18 protein-coding genes and 1 riboswitch are annotated in these 21,711 nt (G+C 67.2%); of the genes, 13 read left to right on the top strand and 5 right to left on the bottom strand.

Going from position 1 to position 21,711, the window contains the following annotated elements; translation table 11 throughout:
- Position 1: 1 nt before the first annotated feature.
- From bcsZ (FJU31_RS03230) to bcsZ (FJU31_RS03220), 3 genes are all read left to right on the top strand, one after another.
- Positions 2 to 1,165: a cellulose synthase complex periplasmic endoglucanase BcsZ gene (gene bcsZ, locus FJU31_RS03230; protein WP_150453451.1), complete on the top strand. Its 1,164-nt coding sequence runs from the start codon at positions 2 to 4 to the stop codon at positions 1,163 to 1,165.
- Positions 1,147 to 5,586, top strand: coding sequence for a cellulose biosynthesis protein BcsC (locus tag FJU31_RS03225; RefSeq protein WP_150453450.1), 4,440 nt, complete (start codon positions 1,147 to 1,149; stop codon positions 5,584 to 5,586). The genes bcsZ (FJU31_RS03230) and FJU31_RS03225 overlap by 19 nt, the downstream gene beginning before the upstream one ends.
- Positions 5,587 to 5,693: 107 nt before the next feature.
- Positions 5,694 to 6,851, top strand: coding sequence for a cellulose synthase complex periplasmic endoglucanase BcsZ (gene bcsZ / locus FJU31_RS03220; protein WP_150453449.1), 1,158 nt, complete (start codon positions 5,694 to 5,696; stop codon positions 6,849 to 6,851).
- A gap of 102 nt (positions 6,852 to 6,953) precedes the next feature.
- Here the strand turns inward: bcsZ (FJU31_RS03220) and FJU31_RS03215 are convergent, their stop codons facing one another.
- The 3 genes from FJU31_RS03215 to ettA all read right to left on the bottom strand — a co-directional run bounded on the left by FJU31_RS03215 (position 6,954) and on the right by ettA (position 10,935).
- Positions 6,954 to 8,270, bottom strand: a complete 1,317-nt coding sequence (locus FJU31_RS03215; protein ID WP_150453448.1) for an NCS2 family permease — start codon at positions 8,268 to 8,270, stop codon at positions 6,954 to 6,956.
- Positions 8,271 to 8,332: 62 nt separating this feature from the next.
- Positions 8,333 to 9,022, bottom strand: a complete 690-nt coding sequence (locus FJU31_RS03210; RefSeq protein ID WP_188115437.1) for an outer membrane protein — start codon at positions 9,020 to 9,022, stop codon at positions 8,333 to 8,335.
- A gap of 248 nt (positions 9,023 to 9,270) precedes the next feature.
- Positions 9,271 to 10,935, bottom strand: coding sequence for an energy-dependent translational throttle protein EttA (gene ettA, locus FJU31_RS03205; RefSeq protein WP_108767699.1), 1,665 nt, complete (start codon positions 10,933 to 10,935; stop codon positions 9,271 to 9,273).
- Between the two features lie 254 nt (positions 10,936 to 11,189).
- On the opposite strand from ettA, the gene FJU31_RS03200 reads away from it, so the two are divergent.
- The 7 genes from FJU31_RS03200 to ribD all read left to right on the top strand — a co-directional run bounded on the left by FJU31_RS03200 (position 11,190) and on the right by ribD (position 16,438).
- Positions 11,190 to 11,702, top strand: coding sequence for an RcnB family protein (locus tag FJU31_RS03200; protein ID WP_150453446.1), 513 nt, complete (start codon positions 11,190 to 11,192; stop codon positions 11,700 to 11,702).
- A 188-nt stretch (positions 11,703 to 11,890) separates the two neighbouring features.
- On the top strand, positions 11,891 to 13,144 hold the full coding sequence (gene glyA, locus FJU31_RS03195; RefSeq protein WP_150453445.1) for a serine hydroxymethyltransferase: 1,254 nt from the start codon (positions 11,891 to 11,893) through the stop codon (positions 13,142 to 13,144).
- A gap of 69 nt (positions 13,145 to 13,213) precedes the next feature.
- Positions 13,214 to 13,630, top strand: a complete 417-nt coding sequence (locus tag FJU31_RS03190; RefSeq protein WP_150453444.1) for a hypothetical protein — start codon at positions 13,214 to 13,216, stop codon at positions 13,628 to 13,630.
- Positions 13,631 to 13,724: 94 nt separating this feature from the next.
- Positions 13,725 to 14,219, top strand: coding sequence for a hypothetical protein (locus FJU31_RS03185; RefSeq protein WP_150453443.1), 495 nt, complete (start codon positions 13,725 to 13,727; stop codon positions 14,217 to 14,219).
- Positions 14,219 to 14,656 carry a hypothetical protein gene (locus tag FJU31_RS03180; RefSeq protein ID WP_150453442.1) on the top strand — a complete coding sequence of 146 codons (438 nt, stop codon included), beginning with the start codon at positions 14,219 to 14,221 and terminating at the stop codon, positions 14,654 to 14,656. The genes FJU31_RS03185 and FJU31_RS03180 overlap by 1 nt, the downstream gene beginning before the upstream one ends.
- 96 nt (positions 14,657 to 14,752) lie before the next feature.
- A complete protein-coding gene (gene nrdR / locus FJU31_RS03175; protein WP_108767702.1) occupies positions 14,753 to 15,274 on the top strand; it encodes a transcriptional regulator NrdR in 522 nt (173 codons plus the stop codon).
- A 78-nt stretch (positions 15,275 to 15,352) separates the two neighbouring features.
- Positions 15,353 to 16,438: a bifunctional diaminohydroxyphosphoribosylaminopyrimidine deaminase/5-amino-6-(5-phosphoribosylamino)uracil reductase RibD gene (ribD, locus tag FJU31_RS03170; protein ID WP_150453441.1), complete on the top strand. Its 1,086-nt coding sequence runs from the start codon at positions 15,353 to 15,355 to the stop codon at positions 16,436 to 16,438.
- A 534-nt stretch (positions 16,439 to 16,972) separates the two neighbouring features.
- On the opposite strand, the gene FJU31_RS03165 is transcribed toward ribD, so the two are convergent.
- Positions 16,973 to 17,866: a LysR family transcriptional regulator gene (locus tag FJU31_RS03165; protein ID WP_150453440.1), complete on the bottom strand. Its 894-nt coding sequence runs from the start codon at positions 17,864 to 17,866 to the stop codon at positions 16,973 to 16,975.
- 144 nt (positions 17,867 to 18,010) lie between these two features.
- On the opposite strand from FJU31_RS03165, the gene FJU31_RS03160 reads away from it, so the two are divergent.
- The 3 genes from FJU31_RS03160 to FJU31_RS03150 all read left to right on the top strand — a co-directional run bounded on the left by FJU31_RS03160 (position 18,011) and on the right by FJU31_RS03150 (position 20,567).
- Positions 18,011 to 18,664, top strand: a complete 654-nt coding sequence (locus FJU31_RS03160) for a hydrolase (RefSeq protein ID WP_150453439.1) — start codon at positions 18,011 to 18,013, stop codon at positions 18,662 to 18,664.
- A gap of 160 nt (positions 18,665 to 18,824) precedes the next feature.
- Positions 18,825 to 19,532: a nuclear transport factor 2 family protein gene (locus FJU31_RS19345; RefSeq protein ID WP_223176397.1), complete on the top strand. Its 708-nt coding sequence runs from the start codon at positions 18,825 to 18,827 to the stop codon at positions 19,530 to 19,532.
- Between the two features lie 102 nt (positions 19,533 to 19,634).
- A complete protein-coding gene (locus FJU31_RS03150) occupies positions 19,635 to 20,567 on the top strand; it encodes an alpha/beta fold hydrolase (RefSeq protein WP_246161195.1) in 933 nt (310 codons plus the stop codon).
- Positions 20,568 to 20,716: 149 nt separating this feature from the next.
- Here FJU31_RS03150 and FJU31_RS03145 read toward each other — a convergent pair whose 3' ends face one another.
- Entirely contained in the window at positions 20,717 to 21,340 is a 624-nt protein-coding gene (locus FJU31_RS03145; protein ID WP_150453437.1) for an outer membrane beta-barrel protein, read from the bottom strand.
- Between the two features lie 224 nt (positions 21,341 to 21,564).
- Positions 21,565 to 21,710: riboswitch (FMN riboswitch) on the top strand.
- The last annotated feature ends 1 nt before the right edge of the window (position 21,711 follow it).

The raw sequence follows: 21,711 nt of genomic DNA, 5'->3' as shown, positions 1-21,711 counted from the left end.
CATGGCCATCGTTGTTCACGGTGCAGCACGTCGCCGTTTCCTGCAGCTGTTGGCCGGGACGGCGGGCATGGCACTGCTGCCGGCGGCCGTGCAGGCGGTCAGCCTGCCGCGCTGCGCGGGCCCATGGCGGGAATGGCGCAGCTTCGTGCAGAAGCATGTGCAGGACGATGGCCGGGTCGTGGATTTCCTCAACAAGGATCTGCGCAGCACTTCCGAGTCTCAGTCGTATGCGCTGTTCTTCGCGCTGGTCGACAACGATCCGGTGCTGTTTGACCGGGTGCTCGGCTGGACCCGTCGCCAGCTCTGCGGCGGCCGCCCCGACCTGAACCTCCCCGCGTGGCTGTGGGGCCGTGATGCGGCCGGCCAGTTCCGCGTGCTGGATCCCAATACCGCGTCCGATGGCGAACTGTGGATCGCCTACGCTCTGCTGGAAGCCGGGCGGCTGTGGAAGCGCCCCGGCCTGCACGATGCCGGCCGGCAGATGCTGGCGCTGATGCGCAAGGCCGAAGTGGCCGAGCTGCCTGGCTTTGGCCCGATGCTGCTGCCTGGCAACGCCGGCTTCATCCATGCCGATCGCTGGACACTCAACCCTTGCTACCTGCCTCTGTTCGTGCTGCGCCGTTTCGCGGCAGTCGATGCAAAGGGTCCTTGGGCACGCATGGCCGAACGCAGCGTCGCGCTGTTGGAAGCCAGCGCTCCCGTCGGGTTTGCGCCCGACTGGGTCGCATGGAACGGACGTGCGTTCGTCACCGACGCAGACAAGGGCGATCTGGGCAGTTACGACGCCATCCGCTGTTACCTGTGGGCGGGCATGGTCGACAGCGCCGACCCGCTGCGTCGCCGTCTGCTGCAGGCCCTGTCCGGCCCGGTAGGCATGCTGCGTGAGCAGGGGCACCTGGCCGAGAAGATCCAGGTCCGCACCGGCGTCGGCACCGGCACCGCGCCGGCCGGCTTTTCCGCCGCCCTGCTGCCTTGCCTGGCGGCATCCGCGCAGCCTGCGCTGCTGAAAGCGCAGCAGGCCCGCGTACAAGCGGCCACCGATCTGAACTACTACGAGCGTTCGCTGGTCCTGTTCGGCAAAGGCTGGATGGACCGACGCTTCCGATTTTCCGCCGACGGGCGCTTGCTGCCTGCCTGGAGTAACCCATGTTCCGCAAACACCTGAAGCCGCTATGCCTGGTCGGCCTGCTCGACCTGTGCGTGTTGACAACGCCAGCCTGGGCGCAGAGCGCCTCAGTGCAGCAGCTGGTCAACCAGGGCAACTATTGGCACGACCAGGGCCGTGAAGACCTGGCGGCCGATACCTGGCGGAAGCTGCTGGCTACCGACGTCAACCAGCCCGATGCGCTGCTCGGCCTGGGTCTGATCGACCTCAACCAAGGGCGCCGTGCCGAGGCACAGAGGCGCCTGCAGCAGCTGCAGACACGCCACCCGCAGGCGCCGCAGACCGCGCGTCTGCGGCTGGCTTTGGGCGGAGGTTCCGGCGGCGGTGACAACCCGCTGCAGGCCGCGCGCCGTTCAGCGGCGGCCGGCCGCTATGTCGATGCGGTGCGCAGCTACGACAAGGCGTTCGCCGGCAGCGCGCCGCCGGACGATCTTGCGCTGGAGTACTACCAGGTGCTGGCCGGCACCCCGGAAGGCTGGGCGCGCGCGCGCGATGGCCTGCAGAAACTGGTTGGTCGCAACGACACGCCGTCGGCACGGCTGGCGCTGGCGCAGGTACTGACCTACCGCGAGCCCAGCCGCCGCGATGGCATCAGCCAGCTCAGCGCGCTCAGCCAGCGCCAGGACACCGGTGGCCCCGCCCGAGCGGCGTGGCGCCAGGCGCTGCTGTGGCTCAATGCAGGTCCTGCCGACGCGCCGCTGTACCAGACCTTCCTGGCCGCACAGCCGAACGATCGCGAAGTGGCCGCCAAGGCGGGCCAGCTGCGCGAGCAGGCCAGCACCGCCGCTGCGGCGGTCGACCCCAACCAGCGCCTGCTCGGTGAAGCCTTCCGCGCGCTCGACAACAACCAGCTGGCGCAGGCGGAAAGCCGCTTCGCCCAGGTGCTGCGCGCGCGTCCGCGCGATGCCGGTGCGCTTGGCGGCCTTGGCTCGGTGCGCCTGCGCCAGGAACGTTTTGAAGAGGCCAATGAACTGCTCAAGCAGGCCGTGGCCCGCGATGGAAAGTGGCGCAGTGCCGCCGACAGTGCGCGTTACTGGCTGACCCTGCAGCAGGTGCGCGGGCAGCGCGGTGCCGATGCGCTGGCACGCGTGCAGCAGGCCATCAGCCTGCAGCCGAAGCAGCCGGCCGGCCATGTGGCGCTGGCGCAGTTGCAGGAAGGCACCGACCCCGCTGCGGCCGAGCGCAGCTACCGCAAGGCCCTGGAACTGGACGCGGGCGATGCAGGTGCGCTGCAGGGCCTGGTGGGCCTGCTTGGCCGTCAGGGCCGGGCCGAAGAAGCGGCCGTGATGATGGAGCGCATGACCCCCGCGCAGCAGGAAAAGGCCGGCGGCCGTGCCGTGCTGCGCGCCAACCTGGCCCGCGCCCGCGCGCAGGAAGCCATCGCCGGCGGCAGCTTGCAGATGGCGCAGGTGGAACTGGAGGACGCGCTGCTGGCCCAGCCTGACGATCCCTGGCTGCGTCTGGAACTGGCGCGCCTGTACCAGCGCATGGGGCAGGCCGGCGAAGCCGACCGGGTCATGGCCGAGCTGGCTGCTGCGGGCACTGACGGGTCGGTGGAGGCGCTGCAGGCGCAGGCGCTGTTCGCGCAGGAACGCCAGCAGTGGCCGCGCATGCTCACGCTCCTCGAGCAGATCCCAGCCAACGCGCGCACGGCCGAGATCGAGGCGCTGCGCACCGTGGCCCTGGTGCAGGCGCAGGGTGCGCAGGCACGCAGCCTGGCCCAGCGCCAGCGCACCGGTGAAGCGCAGCTGCTGCTGGCGCGCACCGAGGCTGCGCTCGGCAACCAGGCCCAGAACCCGGAACTGGTGGCGGCACTGGCCGGTGCCTATGCAGACATCGGCAGCAGCGAACGCGCGATGACCCTGGCCCGTGGCCTGCTGCAGGGGGACAACCCCAGTACCGAGGCCCGCCTGCAGTACGCCTCGGTGCTGCTGCGCGCGGGGCGTGATGGCGAAGTCGCCGCCGTGCTGCGCCAGCTGGGACAGGCCCAGCTGGATGCCGCCCAGCAGGCGCGCCTGCAGGATCTGCGTTCCGGTTACGTGCTGCGCCAGGTCGATGCGCTGCGCGAGCAGGGCAACCTGGAAGCGGCCTACAGCGTGCTGGCCCCGGCGCTGGCGGAGCATCCCGACGACCCACGCAACATCGCGGCACTTGCGCGGCTGTACAGTGCCGCCGGCGATCATGGCCAGGCGCTGGCGCTGTACCAGCAGCAGCTGCAGCGCAGTCCCGGCGATGTCGATGCGCTGGTCGCCGCCGCCGGCAGTGCCGCCTCGCTGCGTGACATGGATACCGCCGAGGCTTACCTGCAGCAGGCGCTGGCCAAGGCGCCCGATTCACCCGACGTGCTGGCCGGCGCCGGCCGCGTGTACCGCGCCGCCGGCAAGAACCGCCGTGCCGAAAGTTACTTCAAGGCCTCGCTGGCTGCTGCCGCCCGCCAGTCCGGTTACGCCGATGCCGGCATGCCGCGTTCGCGCAACGCAGCGCTGGCCGGCGGTGCCGGTGCGTTCAACCCCTTCGCCGGCATGAACCGCGGCGTTGCCAGTCGTGCACTGCGCAGCGGCGACCTGCCACTGCCAGCGGCGGTCGATGCGCTGGCTGCTGCCGCGCCCGTCGGCAGCAGCGGCCTGCCGCGCAGCAGCGTGCAGGGGCCGTTGTTCGATGCGTCCGGGCTGCCCGAGCCGGTCACCGCGCGCACGGCGACGGCGCAGCTCGATGCGCTGCCGGTCCCGGGCCAGTCCAGCCGCAGCCGCCGTACCGAGGCCGCCACCGCCAGCACCGGCAACCAGGGCGTGCTGGCCGAACTGCGTGACCTCACCGCAGAGAACAGCAGCAGCCTGGCCGTCGGTGCCAGTTACCGCAGCCGCGATGGTGAACCCGGGCAAGGCAAGCTGGATGATCTGCAGGTGCCGATGGAGGCCCGCTTCGCGGTGGGCGATGGCAAGCTGATCGTGGCCGTGACCCCGGTCGTGCTCGATGCCGGGCAACCGGATGCCGCGTATGTCGACGCCAGCCGCTTTGGCGGTGGCCCGCAGGCGGCGCTGGCCGGCGCGTTGGCCGCTGACCGTACTCCGGTGGACGACCTGGTGGGCTCTTCGCTCTACCAGACCCTGCTGACCCGCGGTGAAAGCAACGCCACGCGCAACCTGATCGAACAGCGTGCACTGGATAACGGTCGCTACCAGGAGCTGTACAACCAGACCGATGGTGCGCTGACCGCCGCCGAACGACGCACGGCGGCACTGGCACTGCTGTTTGCCGATCCACTGCCGGCCTACCTGCTGTCGCGTGATGTCGGCAATACGCCGATCAGCCAGATCGCGACCCAGCTGTTGAACAACGGCGGCCTGTCGCGCGGACTGACCAGCGCCGAACAGGCACAGCTGAAGGCACTGGCCAGCGGTGCCAACAGCGGCCAGAGTCCGATCACCTTCCAGGACACGCTGTATGCAATGGTGGCCAACGCCGCCGGCGCGCGTCGCCTGTCCGCGCAGGATGCGACGGGCGCCGGCATTTCGGTGGGCTATCAGCGCGGCGGCCTGCGCGCGGATGTCGGCACCTCGCCACTGGGCTTCTCGGAAAACCAGATGGTCGGCGGCGTCGCCTACGAAGGCCGCATCGGCGAGGGTTTCACCTGGACCGGTGAAGCCTCGCGCCGCGCCGTCACCGACAGCGTCCTCGCTTTTTCCGGGGTGCAGGACGACCGCACCGGCCAGCGCTGGGGCGGCGTCACCGCCACCGGTGCCAAGATCGGCGGCACGCTCGACAACGGGCTCATCGGTGGCTACGCCAACCTGTCCTGGCATCGCCTGCAGGGCGAAAACGTGGCCAACAACGAACGCAGCGAAGTTGGCCTGGGCGTGTACGTACAGGCTTTGGAAACCAGCAACCAGTCGCTCACCGCTGGCCTGAATGTCACCGCGTTGCAGTACCAGCGCAACCTGAGTGGCTTCACCTACGGGCAGGGTGGCTACTTCAGCCCGCAGCGCTATCTCGATGTCGGCTTCCCCGTGCACTGGAACGGCCGCAATGAACGCGCGCGGGTGGCCTGGCAGGTCGATGGCAGCGTCGGCGTGCAGTACTTCGAGGAAAAGGCCTCTGACTACTTCCCCACCGACGCTGCCCTGCAGCAGGCGGCCTATGACGCCGCGTCGATGGCTGCGCTGCTCGGGCTGACCAGCGAGTACGTGGCACCGGTCTACAGTGGCCAGACCAAGACCGGCGTGTCCTACAACCTCAGCGCCGCCGCCGAGTGGCAGCTGTCCAGCCAGTTGTTCCTGGGCGGCCGGATGGAGTTGAACAACGCGCGTGACTACCGCCAGTTCGGCACCAGCCTGTACCTGCGCTTCCTGCTCGACCGCCTGGGCTCGGGCCTGGGCATGCGCCCGCAGGTGCTGCGCTCGCCGTACAGCGGCGGGCCCTGAGCGTTGGCGGGTCGGGCACGCAGGCCTGCACGCCGCGTGTCCGCCGCCTGCGCTATACCTGCAGCCCGGCCGGTTCCTGCCCCCGGCTCCTGCACCTGGAGATGCTGATGCCGCCTGTCGCCACCCCGCTCGTCGCTACGGTCTCCCGCCGCCGCCTGCTGGCGGCGCTGGCCGCACTGCCGCTGCTGTCCATCGCCGTACCCGGTTGCGCCGCCAACGATGGCCGCCGTGGCTGGCCGGCCTGGCAGCTGCTGTGCGACAGCAGCCTGAGTGAGGACGGTCGCATGATCGATCGCAGCCAAGCCGACCAGCGCAGCACCTCCGAAGGCCAGTCCTATGCGCTGTTCTTCGCGCTGGTGGCCAACGATGCCGAGCGCTTCGCGCGCGTGCTGCGCTGGACCCAGGACAACCTCGCCGGTGGTGACATGGCCGCGCGGTTGCCAGCCTGGCTGTGGGGCCGCGATGGCAAGGGAAGCTGGTCGGTGCTGGATCCCAATCCCGCATCTGACTCGGACCTGTGGCTGGCCTATGCCCTGCTGGAAGCGGCGCGCCTGTGGCGCATGCCGGATTATCAGCGCATCGCCATGGCCATGCTGGCGCAGGTCCGCGAGCGCGAGATCGCCGACCTTGATGGGCTGGGCCCGATGCTGCTGCCCGGCCCGAACGGGTTCGTGGCCGATGGGGTCACCCGGGTCAATCCCAGCTACCTGCCGCTGCCACTGCTGCGCCGCTTTGCCGCTGTTGATCGCGACGGCCCGTGGCAGGCCTTGGCCGGCAACACCGTGGCGCTGCTGCAGCAGAGCAGTCCGCAGGGCTTCGCGCCCGACTGGGCTGCATGGAAAGACGGGGCATTCGTGGCCGATCCGGTCAGCGGCGCGGTCGGCAGCTACGACGCCATCCGCTGCTACACCTGGGCGGGCATGACCGCACCGCGCGACCCGTTGTTCAAGCGCCAGTTGCAGGCATTGTCCGGCCCGCTGCAGCGCCTCCGCAGTGGTGCGACGATGTGGGAAAAGATCGATACCCGCAGCGGTGCAGGGCAGGGCGAAGGCAATGACGGCTTCCGTGCGGCCTTGCTGCCCTACCTGCTGGCGCAGGGCGAAACCGCGCTGGCCCGGCAACTGCAGGACAGCCTGCCCAGTGCCGCACAGCAGCGCGCAGCCACGCCGGTCTACTACACGCAGATGCTCAGCCTGTTCGGCCTGGGCTGGGCCGAAGGCCGCTGGCGTTTCGGCGCCGACGGGCAGCTGCAGCCGCGGCATTGATCGCTGCCGGTAGTGCCGCCGGGCATGGCCCGGCGCTACCTTCGGCGCCGCGCATGTTCCGGTGGCGCCGGGCCATGCCCGGCGAGCGCGCAGCGCGGCCGCTTATTCCAACGCGTAACGCAGCACGAACAGCGTGGCCACCAGCCACACCGCCGGATGCACCTCACGCCAGCGGCCGGTGCCGGCCTTCAGCGCGGCGTAGGCGATGAAGCCGAACGCCAAGCCATTGGCGATGGAATAGGTGAACGGCATCGCCAGCGCACACAGCGCGGCCGGCACCGATTCGGTCAGGTCACTCCAGTCCACTTCCACCAGTTCGCGCAGCATCAGGCCGGCCACGAACAGCAGGGCAGGGGAGGTGGCATAGGCAGGCACCATCGCTGCCAACGGCGAGAACAGCAGCGCGGCCAGGAACAGCGCCGACACCACCAGTGCGGTCAGGCCGGTACGGCCGCCCACCTGCACGCCCGAGGCGCTTTCGGCGAAGGCCGTGGTGCTGCTGGTGCCCAGCAGTGAACCGGCCACGATGGCCGTGCTGTCGGCCAGCAGCGCACGGCCGAAGCGCTTCTGCGCGCCCGGCAGTTTCAGCAGGCCAGCACGGCCGACCACGCCGTACAGCGTGCCGGTGGCATCGAACACTTCCACCAGCACGAACACCAGCACCACCTGCAACAGCACCGCCAGCGGCGCGCCGCCGTCGTGGTGCAGCAGGCCGGGCAGGTCCAGATGCAGGAAGGTCGGCGCCAGGCTGGGGGGCAGTGAAACCAGGCCGTGATACTGCACGTCACCCAGCGCCCAGCCGGCGCCGGTCACGGCGAGGATGCCGATCAGGATCGCGCCGCGCACGCGGCGTGCTTCCAGCACCGCGATCAGCAGGAAGCCACCGAGCGCCAGCAGCGGCGGTGCGGTGTTCAGCGGGCCCAGCGCGACCAGGGTGTCTTCGTTGCCGACGATCACCCCGGATTTCTGCAGCGCGATGATCGCCAGGAACAGGCCGATGCCGGCCACGATGGCCGAGCGCAGCGACGACGGAATGCCGGCCACCAGCCACGCGCGCACGCCGGTCAGCGACAGCACCAAAAACACCAGCCCGGAGATGAACACCGCGCCCAGCGCCTGCTGCCACGGCAGGCCGGCCGCGCCCACTACCGTAAAAGCGAAGAACGCATTCAAGCCCATGCCCGGCGCCATGCCCACTGGGAAATTGGCTGCCAGCGCCATCACTGCCGAGCCCAGCGCGGCGGCCAGGCAGGTGGCCACGAACACCGCACCGGCGTCCATGCCGGTGGTGCCCAGGATCTCCGGGTTGACGAAGACGATGTAGGACATCGTCAGGAACGTGGTGACACCGGCCAGCAGTTCGGTACGCACGGTGGTGCCGTGCTGCTGCAGCTGGAACAGGCGCTCGAACAGGGACATCGCAGATCTCTCATGCCTGCGCGCCTTGCCGCCCGAAGGAGTGCGGATGCGTCGTCAGGCGGTTAGAAGTAGTAGTTCAACTTCAGCGTAACGCTGCTGTAGTCGGTATGGAAGTTGCGGCGGGCTGCGCCCGGGTAATTGGGGTCTTCGAGGGTCACCGGGCTGGAACCCAGGTGGGTGTAGCGGTACTCGGCACCTGCCGACAGGCGGTCATTGAAGCGGTACTGCACGCCCGCCACTGCATGGGTGCCGACCGTGGTGTGGCTGGCACGGTGTTCGAACTCGGCCACGCGGCAACCGTTGGTCTTTTCCACCAGCGACTTGTCGCAGCCCAGGGTGAACTCCTGCTGCGCAACGGTCACGCCGGCACCCACGTACGGCAGCCAGCGGCCCATGGCGTAGCCCAGCGTGCCGTGGATGCTGCCCGAGCGGCTGACGGAGTCCTTGCCGTGGTAGGGGCTGTAGCGGTTGACGTCGCGGTCCTTCCACTCGCGCTCGATGTTGCCGAACGACAGCGCGCCTTCGACGCCGGTCACGACGTTGTTGTCGAACTGCCAGTAGCGCCCGCCCTGCACGCCGCCAGTGAAGCCGCGGATGCTGTTTTCGGAGGCATCGGCATTGCCACGGTCATGGCTGCCGCCTTCGCTGTGGCTGGCCTGGGCGCCCAGGTAGAAGCCGTCCCACTGCGCCGGCGCGGCAGCAGCGGTGCCCGACAGCAACAGGGCGGCAGTGGTACTGATAATGGTTTTCATGGGGGTTTTCCTACGTTTGGGGATGTAACGCGGGGCGTAGGAAACCCGATGACGGTGCGGCGGAACATACAAATAGTTGCAAGCTGTCAACAGGCCATGTGCGACAAGGTGTGACGCGTGCTTGACGGACGTGAAGACGGCCGCCATCACGTGAAAAAGTGCCTGACTGCGCGGAAGGCGTCACGACCAACGGTGGTGACCTAGCAGAATGCAGAACGGCCGCGCAGAGCGCGGCCGTTCTTCCTTTCTTATTTCAGCGCCTTGAAGCGCAGGCGCTTCGGCGCGGCGTCGTCGCCCATGCGGCGGCGCTTGTCTTCTTCGTACTCGCGGTAGTTGCCCTGGAAGAACTCCACGTGCGAATCGCCTTCGAACGCCAGGATGTGGGTCGCGATGCGATCCAGGAACCAGCGGTCATGCGAGATGACGAAGGTGTTGCCCGGGAACTCCAGCAGCGCATCTTCCAGCGCACGCAGGGTTTCGATGTCCAGATCGTTGGACGGTTCGTCGAGCAGCAGCACGTTGCCACCCTGCAGCAGGGTCTTGGCCATGTGCAGGCGGCCACGCTCACCACCGGACAGCGAACCGACCATCTTCTGCTGGTCCTGGCCCTTGAAGTTGAAGCGACCGATGTAGGCGCGCGACTGGATCTCGATGCCGTTGATGTTGAGGATGTCCAGGCCGCCCGCGATTTCCTGGAAGACGTTGTGGTTGCCTTCCAGCGCGTCGCGGCTCTGGTCCACGTAGGACAGCTTCACGGTCGGGCCGACCACGATCTCGCCGGTGTCCGGCTTTTCCTGGCCGGTGATCATCTTGAACAGGGTCGACTTACCGGCACCGTTCGGGCCGATGATGCCGACGATGGCGCCGGCCGGCACCAGGAAGCTCAGGTTGTCGAACAGCAGGCGGTCGCCGAACTTCTTGGAGACGTTCTTGAACTCCATCACCGCGTTGCCCAGGCGCTCGCCCGGCGGGATGAAGATTTCATTGGTCTCGTTGCGCTTCTGGTAATCGACCGACTGCAGCTCTTCCAGGCGGGCCAGACGGGCCTTGCCCTTGGTGCGGCCGCCCTTGGCGTTCTGGCGCGACCATTCCAGTTCCTTCTGGATCGCCTTCTGGCGGGCCTTTTCCTGGTTGTCTTCCTGCTTCAGGCGCTCATCCTTCTGGGTCAGCCAGTCGGTGTAGTTGCCCTTCCACGGAATGCCGCGGCCGCGGTCCAGTTCCAGGATCCACTCGGCGGCGTTGTCCAGGAAGTAGCGATCATGGGTGACCGCCACCACGGTGCCGGTGTAGCGCGCCAGGAACTGTTCCAGCCATTCCACCGACTCGGCGTCGAGGTGGTTGGTCGGTTCGTCGAGCAGCAGCATGTCCGGCTTCTGCAGCAGCAGGCGGCACAGCGCCACGCGGCGCTTTTCACCACCGGACAGCTTGCCGACCACGGCATCCCACGGCGGCAGGCGCAGCGCATCGGCGGCCACGTCCAGCTGGTTTTCCAGGGTGTGCGCGTCGCCAGCGGCGAGGATCGCCTCCAGGCGCTCCTGTTCCTTGGCCAGCGCATCGAAGTCGGCGCCTTCCTCGGCGTAGGCAGCGTATACCGCTTCCAGCGCGGCCTGCGCCTGCAGCACTTCGCCCACGCCTTCTTCCACCGCTTCACGCACGGTCTTGGTCGGGTCCAGTTCCGGTTCCTGCGCCAGGTAGCCGACCTTGATGCCGGCCTGCGGGCGGGCTTCGCCCTCGAAATCGGTGTCCACGCCGGCCATGATCTTCAGCACGGTGGACTTGCCGGCGCCGTTCAGGCCCAGCAGGCCGATCTTCGCGCCCGGGAAGAAGGACAGCGAGATGTCCTTGATGATCTGCCGCTTGGGCGGGACCACCTTGGACACGCGGTTCATGGTGTAGATGTATTGCGAGGACATGAGGTCTCCGTAGGGGCGCGGCCCTGCACCCGTCCGTCAGCGGGAAGCTCCCGGACGACAGCGGGCACAGACTGAATGGAATACCGCCAATTATAGCCGGAACCGGTTCGCGGCCGCGCCTGCCGGGCCCCCGTGGGGCTGGCCGAAGGCTGAATACTGAGCAGAATGCGCCAACGGGAAGCGTTTCCAGCCGGAAACGGTTCAGATCGGTTGCGCAATATGGACATCACCATCCACAGCAGCAGAGGTCTCTCATGCGCATTAATCGAATCGTGGCCGGGGCCATGGCCTCTGTGCTGGCGCTGGGCGCTGTCACGCCGGCGTTCGCCGACAACGATCACCGTGATCGCCGCGAGTGGCGCGACGACCGCCGCGACGACCGCCGCGACGATCGTCGCGACGATCGTCGCGAGCATCGCCAGGACCGTCGCGAGTGGGAACGCGACCGCCGCGAAGCGCGTCGCGATTACCGCGAGGACCGCCGTGACTGGCGCCGCGACCATGACCGCCGCCACTACCATCCGGCGCCGCCGCCGCCGCGCGTGGTTCACCGCCCCGGCTATCGCCCGGGACCCGGCTACGGCTGGCAGGTCGGCCATCGCTACCGCGATTACTACCGCGGGCCGGTCTATGTGGTGAACGACTACCCGCGCTACCACCTCCGCCGCCCGCCGTATGGCCACCAGTGGATCCGGGATGACCGCGGCAACATGCTACTGGTGGCCATCGCCACCGGCGTCATCGCCCAGTACGTGCTCAGCCGTTGAGCCGGCAACGGGGTCGGGGCCCTTCCCGCACGGAAGGGCTCCGACCCCAGGCCCACAGGCAAAACCATACGGGGCCGGATCTCCTCCAGGGGATCCGGCCCCGCGTCCATTCCGGCCCCGGCAGGCCGCCACGGGGCTACAATCAGGGGCTGTGCCATCCCTCTTTTCCCTGCCTGCCGGAGTAACCGATGTTCCCGCGTGACGTCCGCATCGAAACCTACGATCCCGAACTGGCCAAGGCCATTGCCGCCGAAACCCAGCGTCAGGAAGACCACGTCGAGCTGATCGCCAGCGAGAACTACACCAGCCCGGCCGTGATGGAGGCCCAGGGCAGCCAGCTGACCAACAAGTACGCCGAAGGCTACCCGGGCAAGCGCTACTACGGTGGCTGCGAATACGTGGACATTGCCGAGCAGCTGGCGATCGACCGCCTGAAGCAGCTGTTCGGCGCGGACTATGCCAACGTGCAGCCGCATAGCGGCTCGCAGGCCAACCAGGCCGTGTACTTCGCCCTGCTGCAGCCGGGTGACACCATCCTCGGCATGAGCCTGGCCCACGGCGGCCACCTCACCCACGGTGCCAAGGTGAATGCTTCCGGCAAGCTGTTCAACGCCGTGCAGTACGGTGTGAACGACCAGGGCCTGATCGATTACGACGAAGTCGAGCGCCTGGCCCTGGAGCACAAGCCGAAGATGGTCGTGGCCGGTTTCTCGGCCTATTCGCAGGTGATCGACTGGGCGCGCTTCCGCGCCATCGCCGACAAGGTCGGTGCCTACCTGTTCGTGGACATGGCCCACGTGGCCGGCCTAGTCGCCGCCGGCGTCTACCCGAGCCCGCTGGAACACGCCCACGTGGTCACCTCGACCACCCACAAGACCCTGCGCGGCCCGCGCGGCGGCATCATCGTCGCCAAGGGCGCTGACGAAGACCTGGTCAAGAAGCTGCAGTCGGTGGTGTTCCCGGGCATCCAGGGTGGCCCGCTGATGCACGTCATCGCCGCCAAGGCTGTGGCCTTCAAGGAAGCGCTGGAACCGGGCTTCACCGCCTACCAGCAGCAGGTGGTGAAGAACGCCCAGGCGATGGCCAGCACGCTCATCGCGCGCGGCTACAAGATCGTCTCGGGCGGCACCCGGAACCACCTGATGCTGGTCGACATGATCGGCAAGGACGTGTCCGGCAAGGACGCGGAAGCCGCGCTGGGCAAGGCTCACATCACCGTCAACAAGAACTCGGTGCCGAACGACCCGCGTTCGCCGTTCGTGACTTCGGGCCTGCGTCTGGGTACCCCGGCGGTGACCACCCGCGGTTATGTCGAACAGGACTGCGTGGACCTGGCCAACTGGATCGCCGACGTGCTCGACGCCCCGGCCGATGACGCCGTCATCGCCCGCGTGCGCGACGCCGTCAGCGCGCAGTGCCGCAAGTACCCGGTCTACGGCTGATCGGGGAGTGGGGTCGGATCCCTTCCCGCAGGGAAGGGCTCTGACCCCGGTACCCAGGAAGCGACGCACATGGATGAGCGCCTGCACAAACGCCTGCACCTTGCACTGGCGCTGCTGTTCGGCCTGCCCGGCCTGCTGCTGGGCGGCACCGTGGCCCTGGTGGGCGTGTACTCCGGCCTGATGCAGGAAACCCGCCTGCTGAGCCGGCTGCTGCTGGTCTGCTGGGGCGCGGCAGGGGCACTGGGCATCGTCGCCTGGGTGCGCATCGGCGCCGATTTCCTGCTGCAGGGCCGATCAGGCCTGCAGGCCATGGGCCGGGTCTGGTGGGGCCTGCTGCTGGTCGGCGCCCTGGCGGCCATTCCCGCCGCCGTGCTGAGCATGGTGGTCGGCCTGACCGAGCGCGGGCAGGGCTTTGCGCTGTTGCTGTACGGCCCGCCGCTGCTGCTGCCGGCTGCGCATCTGGCGTGGCTGCGCTGGCGGACGTAAGCCCGTCCCGGGCGCCTGATTTTCAGACAAGTTGCATGGTAGTGGCGAAGGGGCCTGCTTAACCTCCCAACGGTCTTCATCCTTGGGAAAGCCCATGAATCTGCTGGGTCGCCTGACGCACGTCAGGTTGCGGTGGCATCTATTGCTGGTTTCCTTTCCATGCGCCTGGATTGGCCTGCTGATCGCGTATGCGCTTGGGATGGCCTGTTACAGCAGAAATCAGCCATCTGAGGTGTTCCTGGTGGCCGCCGCAAGCTGGGCGCTCATGTGGGTATGGGGCGCCAGCGCCGCGCTGATGCTGGCCAATACCTGGCGAACTGCTGGTGCACAGGGGCTACGGGCGAAGGCCACCTGGTTGCAGGCTCTGGTCATCGTTTCCGGCTTCCAGGCGGCAGCAGCGGTGGCGATGTTTTTTGCCATGACTGGATGGGTCCCGGAAGCCTTTCTCTATGCGCCCTTGGTGATGCTTTTCGGCGCTCCATGGGCAAGCGTGGGGTGGCATCTGCGGTGGTTGGGCAGGGGCGAGGCAACCTTCCAGCGGCCCTCATTACCCGGGCAACCCATGATTCCGTCGAAAAGAGTGCCGTAATGCCGACATTGCGTACTGGGAAAGAGTGGGGCCCGCTCTTTCATGCTTTTCTGTTTTCCATGCCGTGCGCTGGGCTGGGCGTCCTCGGGTCGCTGGTACTCCTGTGGGCTTCGCTCCACGGCGGTAACCAAGCATTTCAAGCATTTCTGGTGGCCGGCGCCGCGTGGCTGCTGTTATCGGCCATTGTTCCGGTCTGCGTCATCGTGGTTTTCACCTCGTGGGGAAAGGCGGTGCCTGCCGGTCCACGAGGCGGGCTTCGTCTGCTGGACATGCTGGTGGTGCTTTCTGCCGTCCAAGGAATACCCGCACTGGCCATGGTTGGCCGTGACCTCAGCGAAGACCCAGTCATCCTGCTGCTGACCGTGCTGTTGGGGGCGCCCTGGCTGACCCTGGCGTGCCACATGCGGTGGAGGGCGGAGCGCCTGGGCACTGCCTGAACAGGGCGCGCATTTGCTGGTTTTTCCTTTCTCAGGTACCTTTGCGACGCTGTCATGACGATGACAGATAGGTATTCCTCCTGAGCCAGGCGTTCCATGTATTGCCCCTTCTGCCAGCATGCCGATACCCGGGTCATCGACTCGCGCGTCTCCGAAGACGGCGCGACGATCCGCCGTCGGCGTGAGTGCGAGGCCTGCAATGAACGTTTCAGCACCCTGGAAACGGTCGAGCTGAAGCTGCCGGCCATCGTCAAGAGTGATGGCACCCGCGAGGCCTTCGACCAGCGCAAGGTGCGCGCCGGCTTCGACCGCGCGCTGCAGAAGCGCGCCGTGCCCGAAGAGAAGATCGAAGCGGCGGTACGCGCCGTGGTCCACCAGCTGCGCATCAGCGGCGAACGCGAGGTGCCTTCCATCAAGGTCGGCGAGTTCGTGATGAACGAACTGCGCAAGCTCGACCACGTCGGCTACGTGCGCTTCGCCTCGGTCTACCGCAGCTTCGAGGACGTAGCCGATTTCCGCGAGGAGATCGAGAAGCTGGAACGCGACCTGCCCTCCAGCACCGAACAGCTGCAGCTGTTGGGCGATGTCATCGCCCTGACCAAGAAAAAGAAGGGCTGACACACCGGTGGGAGGTGGGTGCCAACCGTTGGTTGGCACGATGGCGTGGATCCCCACCAGCGGCGTTACCATGGCCGCATGAGCACTTCGTTCACCGTCCTTGACCACCTGCACATGGCCAACGCATTGCGTCTGGCCGAACGTGCCGCCTACACCACCCGCCCCAATCCCATGGTCGGCTGCGTGATCGCCCATGGCGAACGCGTGGTCGGGCAGGGCTGGCACCAGCGTGCCGGCGGCCCGCATGCCGAAGTCTTCGCCCTGCGCGAAGCCTGCAGCGAAGCGCGGGGCGCCACCGCCTACGTGACCCTTGAACCCTGCGCGCATTTCGGCCGCACGCCACCGTGCGCGCTGGCGCTGATCGAAGCCGGTGTGTCGCGCGTGGTCGCGGCGCTGCGCGATCCCTTCCCGAAGGTCGATGGCGGTGGCTTCAACCTGCTGCGCGAGGCGGGCATCGAGGTGGCCGAAGGCCTGATGGCTGCGCAGGCGCGCGAACTCAACAAGGGCTTCCTGTCGCGCGTGGAGCGCGACCGCCCGTGGCTGCGGGTGAAGCTGGCTGCGAGCCTGGACGGCCGCACCGCAATGGCCGATGGCAGCTCGAAGTGGATCACCGGCGAGGCGGCGCGCGAAGACGTGCAGCACTGGCGCGCGCGTGCCGGCGCGATCCTGACCGGTGCCGATACGGTGCTGACCGACGATCCGATGCTGACCGTGCGCCTGGCCGATACCGAGGTGATGCCACCGCTACGTGTGGTGCTGGACTCCCGCCTGCGCTCGCTGGAATGCAGCCGCGTCCGCGAGGGCGGGGCGCCGACGTTGTATGTGCACGATGCCGCGGTGAGCGCGCCGGATGCGGCTGACGCAGGATTCGCCAGCGTGCCCAGCATCGATGGCCGCCTGGATCTGGGGGCGGTGCTGGCGCTGCTGGCCGAGCGTGGCATCAACGAAGTGCACACCGAAGCCGGTGCCACCCTGGCCGGTGCGCTGTTGCGCGGCGGCTGGGTCGATGAGCTGTTGCTGTACCAGGCACCGACGCTGCTGGGTGACACCGGCCGCCCGCTGCTGGCCGGCCTCGGCATCGGGGCGATGGACCAGCAGCGACGGCTGCGCGTGGTCGACCAGCGCCAGGTGGGTGATGACCTGCGGTTGCTGCTGCGGCCCTAGAGTTCGGCGAGCGCGTTGAACATGGCGCTGCCTCATCGGCAGGTCAGCCTCCTGTATTCGAAGTGAAGACACGCAGATACCTGGTTGTTGCAGTAATGCAGCAACGCATGCTGATCCATCTTTCCGGCCGTATCCATTGCGTCGGCCTGGAGGGCATTGAACGCCTCTGTGCGCTGTGGCGACTGCCGGCGTACGCAGTGGCGGAATGGGTGCAGGGGCCATTCGCATGCAGGCGATCCTGCAAGTGCCGGTGCTTGCTCCTCATCCTGCAGCAGGCTGGCCTGGCGGCGATAGCGGTCCGCCAGTGCGGCAGGCGCTGCAACCGCAGAACCTGCGCATGTTGCCTCTTTGTAGCGCGCGTACAGCGGGCCAAGGTCGGGTACGGAACAGCGATTCAACAAGGTCGCGGTGCTGGGAAGAACATTGGCACGGAGGGATGTGCATTGCGAAGGATGGGCCCGCGAGGATCGCGGCAGCTGGGCACCAGGTCGATAGAAGAACTTTGAAATTGCCGGTCCGCCCTCGCGCCAGCCGTCAGATCCTGGTGGCCGGGACGGGGGCGTGTTCGGCGAAGCACTCGATCAGCAGCTCCGTCAACGCCTTGACCTTCCGCGCAGGATGAGGCGTTGGCGGACGGACGACGAACATCCCTGCTGGGCGCACCGGATACGGTTCCATCACCGCAACGAGCGTGCCGGCCTCCAGCTGCGCGGTGACCAGGCCTTCGGGAAGCATGGCGATGCCCAGCCCCGCCAGCGCGGCCGCCACCAGGGCCGTTCCGTTGTCACCCTTGAACCGTCCCTGCGGCCGCACGGTGACCACGCTGTCGCCATCCATGAACTGCCAGCTCTCGGTGCCCTGCATCAGGCATTCGTGCTGTGACAACGCATCCGGTGCCTGCGGTGCGCCGTGGCTGCGGACATACGCCGGCGACGCCACCAGTTTCCCGTAGATGGGCCCGACGCGCCTGGCGATCAGATTCGAATCGGGCAGGTAGCCCAGGCGTATCGCACAGTCGTAGCCCTCGGCGACAAGATCGACATGGCGGTCGCTGTAGCACGCATGCACATGCAGATGGGGATGCTGTCGCGCGAGCTCGGCGAAGATGGGGGCCAGATGGGTGGAGCCGAATGACAGCGGCGCGGCGATCCGCAGGCGACCCCGCAGTTCGCCCGTAGGCAGCAGGATGTCCCTGGCGTTGTCGATTTCCGCAGTCACCCGCGCAGCGTAGTCGCGGAAGGTGGCCCCGGCCTCGGTCAGCGACGCGCCGCGGGTCGTCCGGGCCAGCAGCTGGATGCCAAGCGCCTCCTCCAGCCGCGCCAGCCGCCGGCTGACAACCGACTTGGCAACACCCAGGCGCTGTGCGGCGGCGGTGATGCCGCCGGCATCGGCCACCTCCACAAACGTGCGTAGTTCTTCGATGTCCATCAGGCGTTCCTCATTGTGCGACGGAGTGTCGCCCGGTGCGTGGCTACTGCGCTCCGCAGCGCGCTGTCAGTATCCACGTCGAAGTGTGCTGCTGCATTCGCCCTTCATATCACGACAGCGCCCCATCATTGAAAGAGGATTGCCATGAGTTTCCGCAACGGTCTGGATTCCCTGCTTCGCCCGGAAGATTCCGTCGTCGTCCTGATCGATCACCAGCCCTACCAGCTGGCCAACGTCAACAGCCACGATCCGCAGGCGGTGGTGAACAATACGACCGCGCTGGCCAAGTCGGCAAAGGCCTTTGATGTGCCGGTCATCCTCACCAGTGTCATCGCTGAACGCGGCGGTGCGCTCTTCCGCCACATCACCGATGTGTTCCCGGGCCAGGCGGTCATCGACCGTACCTTCATCAATACCTGGGAAGACCCGGCGGTGGTGGATGCGGTGAAGGCCACCGGGCGCAAGCAGCTCATCATTGCCGGCCTGTGGACGGAGATCTGCGTGGCGATGCCGGCCATCCAGGCAGCCGGTGAAGGCTGGGACGTCACGGTGATCACCGATGCCTCCGGCGGCACCTCCACCGAAGCCCACAACGTGTCGATCCAGCGGATGATCGCCGCCGGCGTGAACATGATGACGTGGGTCGCGTTGGCTGCCGAGTGGCAGCGTGACTGGGCGCGGATGGGGTCTGCTGAAAAGCTGACGCAGGTGCTGATCGATCACGTGGGTGGCAGTGGCATTGCCTACATGTGGGAGCAGCAGCTGCTCAATACCCCTGTGGCGCCCAGCGCTGGCTGAACCCGGCCGGCCCTGCGCGGGCACGCATCGGGGCATGGTCAGCGCCATGCCCCTGCGGTACCGCTGCCACCCCACCATGACCCGTGCAGGCCTGTGGCCGGCGCTGTGTCCAACGAGGAGTCTTCCTGTGTCAAGCCAACATTTTCCTGTCGGGCAACAGATGGATGTCCGCTACCCCGACTTCACGGTCCGCCTCGAGCTGCATTCGCTGGACAGGATGACATTCGCCATCGACGAGGGCCCCTTCGCGCACAGCGAGACGGTAGCGATCGATGTGGTGCCGCTTGGCAACAGCATGTTCGCCGTCAGCTGGACGGAGGCATCTGGCGCGACGGTAACCAATGTGCAGGATTACGACCGCGCACACGTGCATTCCTTCATCACCCTGCCCGATGGCCGCTTCCTGCGCATGAATGGCCCCATGGCAGTAACCCGGGCCGCGCCGCTGGCATCGGATGCGCGTCCGGAGCGCAACAAGGCGCTGGTTCTGGAAGCCATGACGTCACTGTTCCAGCACCACGACGCATCGGCGGTGGACCGACTCTACGCGGCCGATTACGTGCAGCACAACCCGACCATCGCGCAGGGGCGTGATGCCCTGCGATCACTTGTCGCAGCGCTCTCGCCGGAGGTCTTCTACGAGCCTGGGCTGGTCATCGCCGAAGGCGATCTCGTGGCCATCCATGGCCGCATCCGCGGCTGGGCCGATGTACCCCAGGTGGTGGTTGACCTGTTCCGTGTGCAGGGCGGAAAACTGGCCGAGCACTGGGATGTGCTGCAGGACGAAGTGCCCGCAACGGGGGCCGCCGGTGGCATTTCGATGTTCGACCCGGGCGAGCGGGCTGCGGCTGCGCCATCGGCGCGGTAGTGGCTCCGGCACGATTCACCCCATGTGTTTCCGATGGACCGGCCACGGCGCACGCCCGGAGCCGCCGTCGGCTGCGCCCTCCATGACGTGACAGGAATGATCATGCTCAGATACCTTTTCGCCGCCGTTACAACTGTGCTGGCGGCCCAATCGCCGCTGAACGCAGCCCCGCCCACCGCTGAGCCAGTGGCGGTGGCGCGTAGCCCCAGCTACCTGACAACGCCTGACGGCGTCGAGCTCTACTACAAGGATTGGGGCCCCAGGCAGGGCGAAGTGGTGGTGTTCAGCCACGGCTGGCCACTCAACTCCGACAGCTGGGAAGTACAGATGCAGTTCCTTGCCGCCCGGGGCTATCGCGTGGTTGCCCATGACCGCCGTGGCCACGGGCGATCAAGCCAGCCTTGGTCGGGCAACGACATGGATCACTATGCCGACGACCTTGCGGTCGTGCTCAATACTCTCGATCTGGACAAGGCGACGCTTGTCGGGTTCTCTACCGGCGGCGGCGAAGTGGCACGCTATATCGGCCGGCATGGCACGGCACGGGTGCGCCGGGCAGTGCTGGTCAGCGCGGTCCCCCCGCGCATGTTGATGTCCGACGACAACCCGAAGGGCGTGCCCGGCGAGGTCTTTGATCTGATGCGCGCCGCCCATCAGGCCAACCGGGGCGAACTCTACCGCGACATCGCCTCGGGCCCCTTCTACGGTTTCAAGCGCCAGGGTGCCAAGAGCTCGCAGACCATGATCGACACCTGGGTCGCACAAGGCATGCAGGCCGGAGCGATCAATACCTACGATTGCATCGCCGCGTTCTCGGCCACGGACTTCCGCGCGGATCTGGCGAAGTTTGATATCCCGACCCTGGTCATCCACGGTGATGACGACCAGATCGTGCCGATCGATATCTCCGCCGAGGCCTCTGCCGCGATGATCCGGAATGCAACGCTGCGGGTCTACCACGGTGCACCTCATGGCCTGACGCAGACCCATGCGGACCGTCTGAACCAGGACCTGCTGCACTTCCTCCGCCAATGATCTGCGAGGCGATCAATGGCGGGCAAGGCGTGCCCGCAAGCGCGTAGCGATCAAGCGCTGCGCGGGCAGGGCCTTGCATGCAGCACATGCGCCCATAAAAAACGGGCCCCTCGCGGAGCCCGTTCGATTACACGACGAGGATCGAGCAATCAGAAGCTGGCGCGGACGCCGGCCGAGAACTGGGTGACGTCGCGGTAGCCGGAGATCTCGCCCACCAGACCCCAGGTCCGGGTGAAATTGACCTGGCCACCGAGGGTGCCGACCCAGGTGCCTTCGAAATTGTTGCCGCCATCCATGTAACCGGCCTTGATCCAGGCTTCGGTCATGCGCGAGGGCTTGCCACGCAGGCCCATGGTGGCGCGCACCAGGTTGGTGTGGTCCTTGAAGGTTTCATCAGCAAAACCGTCCAGGCGGTCGGTGACCTTGGCCTGCTGACGCACCCAGGCAATGTCGGCGGTGTAGTCGACGCGGTCGCTGAAGGGCATGTGGTAGCCGATGCCCAGCTCCGGCTGGTTCAGTTCCAGCTTCACCGAGCCATCGGAGAAGTGGTAGGTCTTGCTGCCGTAGTTCCAGCCACCGAACACATGCACCTGCTCGGCAAGGGCCACCGAACCGCGCACGTAGCCGCCGTCCAGCTTGGGATCATTGAGGCTGTCGTCGCTGACCTTGGCCTGGGTCCAGCCACCCTCGACGTAGGTGTAGCTCAGGGCATCGGCCGAGGCCGAGAACGGTGCGGCGGCCAGCAGTGCGGCCACGATCAGGATCTTGCGCATGGATTTTCCTGTGAATTGCAGTCCATTGGCGGGCCGCCCTGTCGGCAGTCCGTGGCGACCTCATGTCGTCCGAGGCTTGAGTTTAATGAAACTTTTACAGATTACGAGCGACTTACGTCACAGCTGGTGGTCGGTTCAGCTGGGGGTCGGATCCGTGCAGGGCTGCCCATCCGACCCCGTTCAGTCCAGGCTGGTACACTGGCCGAGCCGGTTCGCCGGTACACAAACGTCTTCAGGGCGGGGTGCGATTCCCCACCGGCGGTAGGTGCGCAAGCACGAGCCCGCGAGCGCCCCGGTCCATGGCCGGGGGTCAGCAGATCCGGTCCAATGCCGGAGCCGACGGTCATAGTCCGGATGAAAGAAGACGGTGC

The sequence above is a fragment of the Stenotrophomonas cyclobalanopsidis genome (genome assembly GCF_008710035.1).
In the GTDB taxonomy this organism is placed as follows: domain Bacteria; phylum Pseudomonadota; class Gammaproteobacteria; order Xanthomonadales; family Xanthomonadaceae; genus Stenotrophomonas; species Stenotrophomonas cyclobalanopsidis.
Note: the sequence above shows the minus strand (reverse complement) of the source record. Positions and strands in the feature narration are given on the sequence as shown.

Bases quoted from the DNA above. Each gene is read 5' to 3' on its own strand.
- FJU31_RS03190 (WP_150453444.1), top strand. From the start codon at position 13,214: ATGGATGAGCGCCTGCACAAACGCCTGCACCTTGCACTGGCGCTGCTG.
- FJU31_RS03225 (WP_150453450.1), top strand. From the start codon at position 1,147: ATGTTCCGCAAACACCTGAAGCCGCTATGCCTGGTCGGCCTGCTCGAC.
- FJU31_RS03150 (WP_246161195.1), top strand. From the start codon at position 19,635: ATGCTCAGATACCTTTTCGCCGCCGTTACAACTGTGCTGGCGGCCCAA.
- ettA (WP_108767699.1), bottom strand. From the start codon at position 10,935: ATGTCCTCGCAATACATCTACACCATGAACCGCGTGTCCAAGGTGGTC.
- bcsZ (WP_150453451.1), top strand. From the start codon at position 2: ATGGCCATCGTTGTTCACGGTGCAGCACGTCGCCGTTTCCTGCAGCTG.
- glyA (WP_150453445.1), top strand. From the start codon at position 11,891: ATGTTCCCGCGTGACGTCCGCATCGAAACCTACGATCCCGAACTGGCC.
- FJU31_RS03180 (WP_150453442.1), top strand. From the start codon at position 14,219: ATGCCGACATTGCGTACTGGGAAAGAGTGGGGCCCGCTCTTTCATGCT.
- ribD (WP_150453441.1), top strand. From the start codon at position 15,353: ATGAGCACTTCGTTCACCGTCCTTGACCACCTGCACATGGCCAACGCA.
- FJU31_RS03185 (WP_150453443.1), top strand. From the start codon at position 13,725: ATGAATCTGCTGGGTCGCCTGACGCACGTCAGGTTGCGGTGGCATCTA.
- FJU31_RS03160 (WP_150453439.1), top strand. From the start codon at position 18,011: ATGAGTTTCCGCAACGGTCTGGATTCCCTGCTTCGCCCGGAAGATTCC.
- bcsZ (WP_150453449.1), top strand. From the start codon at position 5,694: ATGCCGCCTGTCGCCACCCCGCTCGTCGCTACGGTCTCCCGCCGCCGC.
- FJU31_RS19345 (WP_223176397.1), top strand. From the start codon at position 18,825: ATGGATGTCCGCTACCCCGACTTCACGGTCCGCCTCGAGCTGCATTCG.
- FJU31_RS03200 (WP_150453446.1), top strand. From the start codon at position 11,190: ATGCGCATTAATCGAATCGTGGCCGGGGCCATGGCCTCTGTGCTGGCG.
- FJU31_RS03215 (WP_150453448.1), bottom strand. From the start codon at position 8,270: ATGTCCCTGTTCGAGCGCCTGTTCCAGCTGCAGCAGCACGGCACCACC.
- FJU31_RS03145 (WP_150453437.1), bottom strand. From the start codon at position 21,340: ATGCGCAAGATCCTGATCGTGGCCGCACTGCTGGCCGCCGCACCGTTC.
- FJU31_RS03210 (WP_188115437.1), bottom strand. From the start codon at position 9,022: ATGAAAACCATTATCAGTACCACTGCCGCCCTGTTGCTGTCGGGCACC.
- nrdR (WP_108767702.1), top strand. From the start codon at position 14,753: ATGTATTGCCCCTTCTGCCAGCATGCCGATACCCGGGTCATCGACTCG.
- FJU31_RS03165 (WP_150453440.1), bottom strand. From the start codon at position 17,866: ATGGACATCGAAGAACTACGCACGTTTGTGGAGGTGGCCGATGCCGGC.